9 protein-coding genes are annotated in these 10,117 nt (G+C 61.1%); all 9 read right to left on the bottom strand.

What is annotated here, in order from left to right; translation table 11 throughout:
* Window positions 1-98: 98 nt before the first annotated feature.
* Window positions 99-560 carry a TylF/MycF/NovP-related O-methyltransferase gene (locus QZY03_RS08355; RefSeq protein WP_295580011.1) on the bottom strand — a complete coding sequence of 154 codons (462 nt, stop codon included), beginning with the start codon at window positions 558-560 and terminating at the stop codon, window positions 99-101.
* A gap of 168 nt (window positions 561-728) precedes the next feature.
* Window positions 729-1,892: a glycosyltransferase family 4 protein gene (locus tag QZY03_RS08350; RefSeq protein ID WP_295580009.1), complete on the bottom strand. Its 1,164-nt coding sequence runs from the start codon at window positions 1,890-1,892 to the stop codon at window positions 729-731.
* Window positions 1,880-2,992, bottom strand: a complete 1,113-nt coding sequence (locus QZY03_RS08345; protein WP_295580007.1) for a lipid II flippase MurJ — start codon at window positions 2,990-2,992, stop codon at window positions 1,880-1,882. The genes QZY03_RS08350 and QZY03_RS08345 overlap by 13 nt, the downstream gene beginning before the upstream one ends.
* Window positions 2,993-3,105: 113 nt before the next feature.
* Window positions 3,106-3,975 (bottom strand): class I SAM-dependent methyltransferase, encoded by an 870-nt coding sequence (locus tag QZY03_RS08340; RefSeq protein ID WP_295580005.1) that lies wholly within the window; start codon window positions 3,973-3,975, stop codon window positions 3,106-3,108.
* Entirely contained in the window at window positions 3,972-5,573 is a 1,602-nt protein-coding gene (locus QZY03_RS08335) for a class I SAM-dependent methyltransferase (RefSeq protein WP_295580003.1), read from the bottom strand. Before QZY03_RS08335 ends, QZY03_RS08340 begins: the two co-directional genes overlap by 4 nt.
* An 83-nt stretch (window positions 5,574-5,656) precedes the next feature.
* Window positions 5,657-6,511: a class I SAM-dependent methyltransferase gene (locus QZY03_RS08330; protein ID WP_295580002.1), complete on the bottom strand. Its 855-nt coding sequence runs from the start codon at window positions 6,509-6,511 to the stop codon at window positions 5,657-5,659.
* 7 nt (window positions 6,512-6,518) lie between these two features.
* A complete protein-coding gene (locus tag QZY03_RS08325; protein WP_295580000.1) occupies window positions 6,519-8,498 on the bottom strand; it encodes a hypothetical protein in 1,980 nt (659 codons plus the stop codon).
* Between the two features lie 119 nt (window positions 8,499-8,617).
* Window positions 8,618-9,055 carry a pilin gene (locus QZY03_RS08320; RefSeq protein ID WP_295579998.1) on the bottom strand — a complete coding sequence of 146 codons (438 nt, stop codon included), beginning with the start codon at window positions 9,053-9,055 and terminating at the stop codon, window positions 8,618-8,620.
* Between the two features lie 693 nt (window positions 9,056-9,748).
* On the bottom strand, window positions 9,749-10,117 hold a 369-nt coding region (locus QZY03_RS08315), incomplete at its 5' end, for a hypothetical protein (RefSeq protein ID WP_295579997.1).

The following is a 10,117-nucleotide window of genomic DNA, read 5'->3' as shown; positions in this document are numbered from 1 at the left end:
GTGCGCCGCACCAGTTGGGCGGCGGCGAATTTCGTCAACTCAACCGCAGACCCGGACGCCCTCGTTATTTCCCAGCGGGACTGGGAACGCTTGCTGGATCAACTGGCCTCGACGGCCTGAAATGGCCAAAGTCGAGCCAAAGGCACACGCAAGTCCCCGCCGCTCCAATGATGACCATCCTCTGCCAGAGGCGCAGACAGCCCTTGGAAGGAGTCGAATGCGAAATGGTTCCGGGGGGCACTCTTCAGTGAGGCATTGAAACGGCAGATTGCGTAGGACGAGGCACCGCGATAGACGCCGCACTCAGCCGTATCGCCGGGGACTTCGCAAGTCAGTCTCAGGAGTTGTCCCAGCATCCATCGGCGGTCCGTGTTCAAACCTGTCCCCTCGCCAAAATGTCCCAGGTAATCGTTGAAGTCACCGTTGTCCATCCAATCGAGATCCGGCCACTTAAACCGATAACGCGGTACCAGTACGCGCCCAAGCAGCATCAGTAGTTCAAAACGTGCAGTCGGGTCGCCAACCAGCAACTTATACAATGCGTTCAGACGCTTGTTCATGGATTTACTCAGACTCGACTAATAAACGCTCAATAAGGAATTCGCTGCCGCGTCGGCCGATACGCCTTACGGGCGAGAGACGGGGTGCTGCGTCAGCGGTAGATCACATCAGTCGTCGCTATGACGGGTTAGCTTTCGAACATGCACCCGGCGTCCATGCGTTGGGCCTTAGATTCGACCGACCGGTTCGCGCAGGTTGACCTCTGTTGCGGCGTTCGACGAATCTGTCAGTTCCTTGAACAGTGTCAGGTAACGCGCTGCCACCACGTCCATATCGTATTCGCGGGCCACTTTATAACGAGCATTTGAGCCCATTTCACGCAGGCGATCAGGTCCGGCGTCAAGTGCAGCTGCAATCGCGGAGGCGAGGGCTTCCGCATCGCCAACCGGGACCAACCACCCGATCTCATCATCCAATATGTCAACCGAGCCGCTCACCTGTGTCGCGATCGCCGGCAGACCGTGGGCCAGCGCCTCCAACAAAGCCCCCGGCATTCCTTCACACAAGGATGGCAGGACGAACAAATCCGCTTGCTGGATCTCGTCCAGGATTTGCTCGGGCAGCCGCTGCCCTAGGATACTCACAACGTCGGAGAGTCCGAGCCGCGAGATATCGGCTTCGAGCATTAGATGCAGCGGCCCGTACCCGACGAGACGAAGCTCAAAAGCGTGGCCAGCGTCGAGTAGAAGGCGGATGGCTCGAAGGAGGACATCGTGACCTTTGTACGCGACGAAACGGCCGACACAAAGAATGCGCGGGGGACGGTCTTGTCTCCGGAGATCTGGAGCCTGACGTGGCACGACCACGCCATTGGGGATCCGGCTGACCGGAATTGGGGCAAGCGCTAGGGTAGCGACTTCGCGTGCAAGCCGTGCTGACATGGCATTGATACACGATACCCCGCGCGAGAAGGCCCAACGCCACAGCCATGGTAACGGTGCATGCTTGACATAATAAATATCTCCCTGATTTCCCGTATTTGCGGGACAGCTCACCAAAGGTTGCTTCAAACGCAGCAAGCGTCTGGCCAGGCTAGCCGCGAGCGCGTGCTCTTTGAGAAAGCGGCAGTAGATCAGGTCGTATTCGTATCGGCGGCGCCACAGAAACCAAGTGGCGGAGATCAGATAGCTTCCGGCGCGGAGTATCTTGAGCCGCCTGACCACCGGTAGGCGGACGATTGATACGTGTCCGTCGCTCGCCGGTCGGTTAGCTGGACCCACGATCAGTACCGGATGGCCGGCAGCGGCCCAACGACGGGCCAGGTGAAGGGACTGTACTTGTGCGCCCCCGATCAGACCGGGGGGGACATCGCCCAGGATCAAGATTCGCATTTTACGCGTCGCCTTATCAGCTTTTGGATCATCAACGCTGCAACCAGGTATTGACTCAGAGCGATCGACAGGCCAATCCCCGGCGTCCCGACCAAAGGGTATAGAATGGCGCTTGCGCCGGCCATGAAGGTCATCCCGGCGGTGGCCATGGTGACGAGCGATCTAGCATATCCCTGGGTCAAGAGCCGACGCCCGAGCACGCCGGTCATAATGAAGGCGGGTAGGCCGAGAGTAAGGGCGAGATAAGTGTTACGGATTGGGCCGAGTGCCGCCGCATTCTGGGCTCCGAACCAAGATGCGGCGGTTGGCATCAACGCCCAGAGCAGGATGCTGATAACTAGCCACGCGAGACTCCAGGCCAGGGATGCAACTAGGACCCAACGCCAGCCGTCGCGCTCCTGCGGGGTGCCGTCTAAACGCGCGAGGTAGACCAGAAGGACACTGCCCGTCCCTGTACTGGCGGCAGAAGCAATCGCGCCATAGATGCGATCAGCGGCCTCGAAGGTGCTGACCCCCCCGGCTTCGCCAAGTGATGCGATCCAGCGGGCAACGACTGGGCTTAGCCCGGCGATCGCCGCCGCGAGGATCAAGGGTAGTGCGGTGCTTAGGAACCGCAGTGACTCACCACGGCGGGCGAACAGGAAGCGATCACGGCTGAGCCACAGCAGCGCTGCGGCACGGAATGCATCGGCCAAGGCCAGCCCGGCAAGTAGCCAGATCAATTCGGGCGGCCGGTTAGGCCAGAGGAGATAGAGACTCACCGGCAGGAGTCGCAGTCCCCAGCTCAGTCCGGGGGCGAGATAGCGATGTGCCGCGTATAGTGCGGCTGCGGCGGGGGCTGCCAGCATTCCCGCCGTTCCCATGACAGCGATGGATGCGGCGCCAGCAAGCCCCGAGGGTGAGAACGCTGGTCCACCGGCGACGGTGGCAGATACCACGCCCGCTGTGAGCCCGGCGACGGCGGTCCAGCCGATGTAACCCAGGATGCCCCGCCGACGATGGTCATACACAAAATCCGGCACTAGGGCGATGACCACCACATTGGCAAGGGTCCCATAGAGGAATGACCCGACCGCTAGGGCAAGACAGAATTCGTCCATGGCCGTGCTGATACCCTCTCGCCGCAAAAGGACGAAGAGCAGTATGAGTGTGACCGCGCGTCCAAACAGGTCGCCGATCGATGATCGACCCACCCGCCGGAGGGCGCGGCCGATTACCTGGTGCGTCGGGCCCATACGGCAATCACGTCCCCACGCCGGCCCAGGATGTTCGCGACCTGCAACAGTGTCTGGAGTGCCCACTTGCGTGGTCCGCTGCGGCGTCCTTGTCGTCGGCACCTGAGAAAGCTGGTCATTGATGTGATCTCGAAACCATTGGCTTCGAGGAGGGCGGTCAGCGCATTGGGGGAGAAGAAATAGTGATGGTGGATGGAGTACTCGGAGTAACAGTTTTTGCGACCGAGTCGGCGCGCGATGCGATCCAAGATGCTGTCGAATTGCTGGGGCACCTCGATATAGACCGGCGCGGCGGGTCGCAGCAGGTTGCGCAGTTGTTCCAGGAAGGCATGCGCATCCGGAACATGCTCTAGCACATGGCAGCAATGGGCTGCCGCGTAGAGAGCGGGTGGGTTCGGCAGGTCGCCTAAGGTGCCGTGATGGACGCGCAGCCCCCGCGACCGGGCGGTCAGCGCGGCATAGTCGGACGGCTCAACACCCTCGCCGTCAACCCCTGTGCGAGCCGCTTCCAAGAGAAAGTCCCCGGTTCCGCACCCCACGTCGAGCAGGCCGTCGGTCACCCCCATGATGTACAGCCGCCGGGCAATTGCCGCGTCACAGGGAGCGCGCTCCCGCGTGCCCTCCTGATAGGCCCCGCCGATCTGACGCCCGTTCCCGTAGTAGCCGATTCCGTAAATCGTCTGGTAATCCTCTGGAAGGGGGTAGGGGTCGAGCCACCGGAGACCGCAGCCGTTGCAGTGGAGTACCACATAGTTCTTTGGCGCCTGGTCGAGTGCGAGAAAGCGCCAGGCGGCCATATCGGGGGCCGTGGCATCACCGCAGATCGGGCAGATGGGATCCTGCTTCATGATGTCGTTTCTGCTAAGACCCGTTGATCGGTAACGCGATCGGCCGAGCACAGGACATAGATTCGTGTGGCCGCACCCAGGTAGCGGGCCAGTACCCGACGCGCGGAAAATCCCAGGTACACATGAAGCACGCTCTGGCCTGTGTAGAAGATCCCGGCGCTCAGGGTGGATTCCACCGACCACCTAGTGTGCTCGAAATGGCGAGTCCAAGCACGTTTTGAAAACCAATAGACCTCGGTCAGCGAGTTGCCGCGTTCGCCGTGACGCTCCGGCCAGAATGCATTGTACCATCGGTGGGTGGCAACCTCCTTAACGCCAGTCTTGGCACGCCCCCTTGGATTGAAGAGGCTGCGCACGGCACGGATCACGCGGAACGGGTGGGCGATCGAGGTCCAGACCCGCCAGGCGGAAGTCGGCAGGACGTGGATCGCCCGGCCGTTCGGTCGCAGCACCCGGTGAATTTCCATCTCAAAAAGGTCCAGGTGGGCTATGTGCTCCAAAACATTGGAACTGAATACCACGTCGAACGATCCATCGCCATACGGGATGTGATGGCCGTCATAGCCGAGTACCGGGTACGCGGCCGCCCCGTCGGTGCGCGGTGCTACATCGATGGACACCACATCGTGACCAATCCGCTCGAGCAATCGGGCCTGCCAGCCATTGCCGCCCCCAATCTCGAGGATGCGTTGCGGCGTCCGACCGATCAAAGCGGCGGCAAGCCGCAGTTCCCGCGCCCGAAGCGCCAAGAGGTGGCGGTCTCGCGCGGCGAGTTGGGCCAACGTCATGGTCGAATACTGCCCTGCGGGTCGTCTCGCCCTTGGGGGACCTCGGTGTCCCAAGTATCCGGCTTGCGGGTGAGGGGCGGGTATCGGACTGGCGACCACCCGATAACTGAAGGTCATCAGCACGGATGGCGGGAGCAGACGCGCCAGCAACCAGCCCAGGAGGTTGACCAGGGCGCAGAGCAGGATGACCAGGGGTGCCAGTAGCAGCGCGAGGCTGGGCCTCGCCAGGGTATCCAGGCTCGCCTGCGCGAGGGCCATAGAGAGCATGGCGGCCCCGGTCTCGATCGGTGTCGTGGTCTCCGTGATCGCGTCCACCCTTAATCCACAGGCAGCAAGCATGCGCATCAGTCCATGGCGTGTCCAGCGCTGGAAATCGTGGGGCGTGTCATGCAGGGGGTAGATGAAGGGCACATGGATCAGACACAGGCCATCGGCTTTCAGTACCCGCGCCGCCTCGGTCAGGGCCTTGGTCGGGTCCGCAAGGTGCTCAAGGACGTCGAGTAGGCAGACCGTATCCATACAGGCGTCCCGGAAGGGCAGTCGGGCCGCGTCTCCCAGGATGTCCGGTCGGCCGACATACCCGAGATCGATGGTGGGCGGGTAATCCAATCCCACATAGGTCACCGAGGGTGGAGCAAGCGCGCGCAACTGGCCGTTGCCGCAGCCCACGTCCAACAGCCTGCCGCGCGCGTACCCGTCAAGCCACTGTGCCAGTTCTCGGCGGTGACGCAGGACCAGCCACTGAGGATGCAGCGGAGTCCGCTCAAGTAGGCGCAGCGAATGCTGGAGTTTGCGTGACAGGGCGCTCATCAGTCGACTGGCCTCCTGGTGTGCAGGAACGGGAATGGTGAAACGGCCCGCGGATAGACCAATCGAGGTCATGACCCTTTGCGCTAGGTGATCGGGTCGGGTGGAAAGAAGGGCGCAACACCGGTATGCCGGAACACGTATTCATTGCATCCCCGTGACGGACGGGTCGTCAGTTTGCTCATTGCGAAGCCGCGCCGCGTATAGAACTCGAACACCTCCCCTGGATTGGCAGCCTCGTAGGGATAGCCGCCCACCCAATCGATCCAGTCGTGGACGAGCGACATCCCCCGGTTGCGCCGATACTCGGTGTAGCGCCGCAGTGGATTTCGTCGTCTCAACAGGTCCCCCGTTAAGCCGGCCAGCACGAAAAAGGTAAAGAACACTGGAATCACGACGATGCGGCCAAGGACGCCGGAGCAATACAGCCGCTTGACCTTTCGCCAGAAGTCAGAGATCAGTCCCTGATCGTTGTAGAGCGAGATGAAGAGTCGCCCCTGGTTGGCGACGCTGGCAGCGATGATGTCCATGGCCTGCCACATCTGGCCGGTATGGTGGAGCACACCCCAGGAATACACAACGTCGAACTGCCCCAAGCCGCTCAGGTAAGCGGTGTCGAGTACCGATCCGTGTGCGATCAGCCAGTCGCTGTCGGAGGGCGCGAAGCGTTCCTTCAGGCTGCGCGTGGTCGCAACGGAGATCGGGTCGAAATCGAATGAATGCACGCGGGCGCCGAGCCGACGTGCCGCCAGGGAGAAAAGTCCACTGCCGCAGCCCGCATCAAGGAAGGTCAACCCATCCAGACGGGGGGACCCGAGCATCTCTTGGAGGGATCGTTCGGCCTCCGCAAGCCGGTCCTCATCGAGTATCTCAATAAATCGCGCCCAATTCTTACCGAATGCAAATCGCTTCTCGAACTTACTGCGGTTTGGTGAACTCATCTGGTGGTCAGGGTCTGGTGCCCGGCGGCGATGGGGCGTCAGGACCGGCGGCCCCTTGCTTCGTGGCCTGTAGTGATTCGATACGTTCAATAGCCCCAGCAAACTCGGCTTGGATCCCCGCGCGGCGCCAGGGGTTACCGGCCAGCGCCCTTGATTGAGCCAATTCGATGGCTGCCAGACCTCTTGGGTAGTCCTGTACCAGGAGGTAAACGGAGGCGATGCGTAGGGCTGAGTCGGCGGATGGTACCAAGATGTCAACGGTGTGAAAGGCCCGCAGTGCGCCGTCGGCGTCATGTTCCCGCAGGTACAGCTCGCCGCTCAGGACCATGAAGGCAGCTAGACCGCTGCGGCGCAGCTCGCCGGACGGCAGATCAAGCAACCGGCGGATGAAGGCGTGTAGCTCCGCAGTCTTGGGCCTGCAGTGGTTGTTCAGGATGCCGTCACTCAGGGTCTTGATAGCCGGCCTCAGCGCGTCCGTCCACACATGATCCTCCACCCGCCTGGCTAATTCAGTAAGATCATAGCGCACTGGCTGGGCGAACCGGCACGAGATGTCAATCGACAGCAGCGGAATGCTCAGATCCTTGGGGAAGCGCCGATAGGCGGTGTCCAGCGCATCAAGCGCCGCCGCATGTTCCCCGAACTCGGCCAAGGTAACGGCATAGGTCCGCTGTGCACGTGGTGAGTTCGGGTGTTCGGCCGCCCAGATCGGCAGCAGCCGTTCCCGCAGCCCCCAGTCCGCGGCGTATCCCCAAGTGGTCAAGGCGGACATGGCGATGAAACCGACCGCGATTGCCGGCGCGACCTTCCTTAGGTCGCCGCTCAGTCTGCCGAGGCCGCTGTAAATCAGGGCCGCTGCCGCCAGGATCGGGCCAAACACCGCCAGGTAGTTGCGGTGCTCGAAATAGATTTCCAACGGTACCGTGGTCGATTCCAGCAGATGACCCGCCAGGAACCAGAGGATGCCAAGGCTGAGAAGCGGCCAGCGTCGATGCGCGACGAGCGCAACGGCGAGTGCAACCCCGAGTAAGAGCAGTGAGGCACTGACAGCCGGTGAAAACAGGCTGGAATAGATGGGGTAGTCGTCCTGGAAGAGGCCCAGACCAACCACCCGAAAGCTGACCAGGTGCGAGAGGTAATCGACCAGGACGACGGGTTCGGTGAGGAGCCGCTCCCCGAGGCTGAAATCCCTGGTCGAGTAGCTCGACTGCCAGTGTGGCCAATAGGCGAGATAGGCGATTAACGCAACGCTGGGCAGAATGAGGAAGGCCCGGCGCCACCACAGGAGCAGCCGGTCAGTGGGCAGGCCGACGAGCACGGTATATTCGAGGACCAATAGATAAACTGGCAACAGCACGCCGTTTTCTTTGCTGTAGGTTGCCAGTAGGGTGAAGCTGGCCACTGAGAGGGTCAGCAAGACGAGTGTTGCCGCACTCTGCCGTTGGGACCTCAGGCGTAACCAGAGATGAGTCAAGACCCCAAGGGTCACGAACAGCGCGGACAGTTGGGTCATGCGCTGGACCACGTACATGACCGTGGAGACCTGAAGCGGATGCAGCAGCCAGACCGCGGCTGCGGTCAAGGCGAGCCAGTCAGTTGCTCCGGGAGGGTAGAATCGAGCCAGTATCCGCCGACCGGTCGCGAACAGCAGCACGCCGATCAATAGATGGATCAGCAAGTTGGTTCGCTTGAACCCGCCGGGCGCGGATGGCCAGGCGTTATCGTCAATCAGGAAGGAAAGTTTGGAGATGGGTCTGCCTGAAGGTCCCGCGTTGGCAGCGGACAAATAGTCATCGATTGATCCTAAATCCTGGACTTGCGCGACTTGGAGTGCGCCCAAATTATCGAAGTCGTCAAAGAGAAAGAAGCCGGGGAGTGCGGGTTGATACGCAAGCCAGGTAACCAGGATCAGCGCCCCCAGGGCAGCGGAAATGGCCAACTGAGAACGGCGCGTGACAAACGAGGTATAAGAAGGATGATCAGACACTGGATCGTTTCGGTTGCGATCGGTGATTGGGCTTAAAACGGCCAGGCTCGGTGCTGGATAAAGGGCATCAAGCGAGGGGGCCCCAGAGGGCCCACTCTTCGTCAACCGGGAGTGTCTAATTACTTACGGCAGTTGGCGGGGAGGAATTTGTCGGGGACAGTGCCTTCGCTGCATGTCACTTTTACGCCATCATTATTGCCCGTCACGCGATAGACGAACGTCGTGGTGTCGATCTGGTCGTTCTGGAAGTTGTCAAGCGTATAGGTGAGCGTGGCGCCGCCGCTGCTAGTTGCAAACTCGATCTTGCTAAGGTACTTGCTCTGACCAATATTGTCGTTAATGCCGGCAGCGTTGGTGGAAGCGGGATAGCCTCCAGTCGAGAGGAAGTACTCCGCGATATTGCCGCGGCTCGCGCTGGCGAGTACCAGGACTTCGCTGACCTTGGCGCGATTTGTATAATCCGAATAGGCCGGGATGGCGATGGCTGCCAGAATCCCGATGATCGCCACGACGATCATCAGCTCGATCAATGTAAAGCCTTGTTGGAATTTCTTCACGTCTGTTCTCCGGAATGGATGATGAATGCGGCTGCACTGGGAGGCCGTCGCGACCGCCGTGCAGCCGCGTCCTTTGTGTCTCCCTGACGCGGGATCTGCATAATCCGAGCCAGCGCCTGCCTTTTCGTGTTTGCTGGCAGCGCGTCCGCCAAGTTGCTGTGATGTAAAAAGATGTAAAGCTGTTTAGGTTAGCCGTGGATTCGTTGCCATGCGGGAGGGCTTCCGGTGGATCGTGAAAACGCGGCCAATAGTGACGAAAATTGTCAATTGCTGACCGAAGTTGCGGGCCTCAGGTGGCACGGAAGAGGGCGTTCCGGGGTTGTCGAAGATGGAATCTCCTCGTGGGATCAATTGATGGGCTGATGTGTGAACGACCGTGCAGATTATTGGATAGCGAAACGTGCTTTTAAAGGGCGTTACAAGGCGGTCGCGATTGGATCCGGCGGCCCGCTGCGGGAGCAGCGTCCGGGGTAAAGGATTTTCGATGGGCTGCGGGAGCGGCGTCCGGGGTAAAGGATTTTCGATGGGTGTTCGCGATGTCTGAGGACGCCGAGCCTTGAGGTTCATGAAAGGCGCACGGCGATCCTGTGGGAGCGGCCTCCGGCAGCGGGGGTTCGCCGGGTCGCGGGGTGTCGGCGTTTACCGCGGCGCCCATCGCGGCCGGAGGCCGCTCGCACGGGAACGGCTTTTCAGTCAGTCCGCGGGGTGGTTGCGATCGTGCAATAGAGCTTTAAGCCGCTCGATCTCGGCGAGGGCGGCTTCCTTGGCTTGGCGCTCGACCTCTTGCGCCTGCAAGGCATCGTGCTGCGCCTGCAAGGCACCTTCTTCTGTTTGCCGCTCGGTCTCGCGCGCCGCCCGTTCGTCGTCGAGTTCGCGTTGGATCGAGCGCTGTTGGCGCAGGAAGTCCTGCCGGGCCTGATAGACGTGATAGGCGCGTTCTTTGTCGGAGAAGGCCTTCAGGGTGGTCATGGCTTGCCTCATTTCCGGAGTTTGCATCCAGTCGGGAAGGTGATCGGCGTTCAGGTGTTCGCCGTCTTTAAAGAACTTGAGCCACCGCTGTTC

Source organism: uncultured Lamprocystis sp. (genome assembly GCF_903933125.1).
Classification (GTDB): Bacteria; Pseudomonadota; Gammaproteobacteria; order Chromatiales; family Chromatiaceae; genus Thiodictyon.
This window is presented reverse-complemented; position numbering and strand designations above follow the sequence as displayed.

Excerpts from the sequence above, each read along its gene's own strand:
- QZY03_RS08350 (WP_295580009.1), bottom strand. The coding sequence starts at position 1,892 with ATGCGAATCTTGATCCTGGGCGATGTCCCCCCCGGTCTGATCGGGGGC.
- QZY03_RS08345 (WP_295580007.1), bottom strand. The coding sequence starts at position 2,992 with ATGGACGAATTCTGTCTTGCCCTAGCGGTCGGGTCATTCCTCTATGGG.
- QZY03_RS08340 (WP_295580005.1), bottom strand. The coding sequence starts at position 3,975 with ATGAAGCAGGATCCCATCTGCCCGATCTGCGGTGATGCCACGGCCCCC.
- QZY03_RS08335 (WP_295580003.1), bottom strand. The coding sequence starts at position 5,573 with ATGAGCGCCCTGTCACGCAAACTCCAGCATTCGCTGCGCCTACTTGAG.
- QZY03_RS08330 (WP_295580002.1), bottom strand. The coding sequence starts at position 6,511 with ATGAGTTCACCAAACCGCAGTAAGTTCGAGAAGCGATTTGCATTCGGT.
- QZY03_RS08355 (WP_295580011.1), bottom strand. The coding sequence starts at position 560 with ATGAACAAGCGTCTGAACGCATTGTATAAGTTGCTGGTTGGCGACCCG.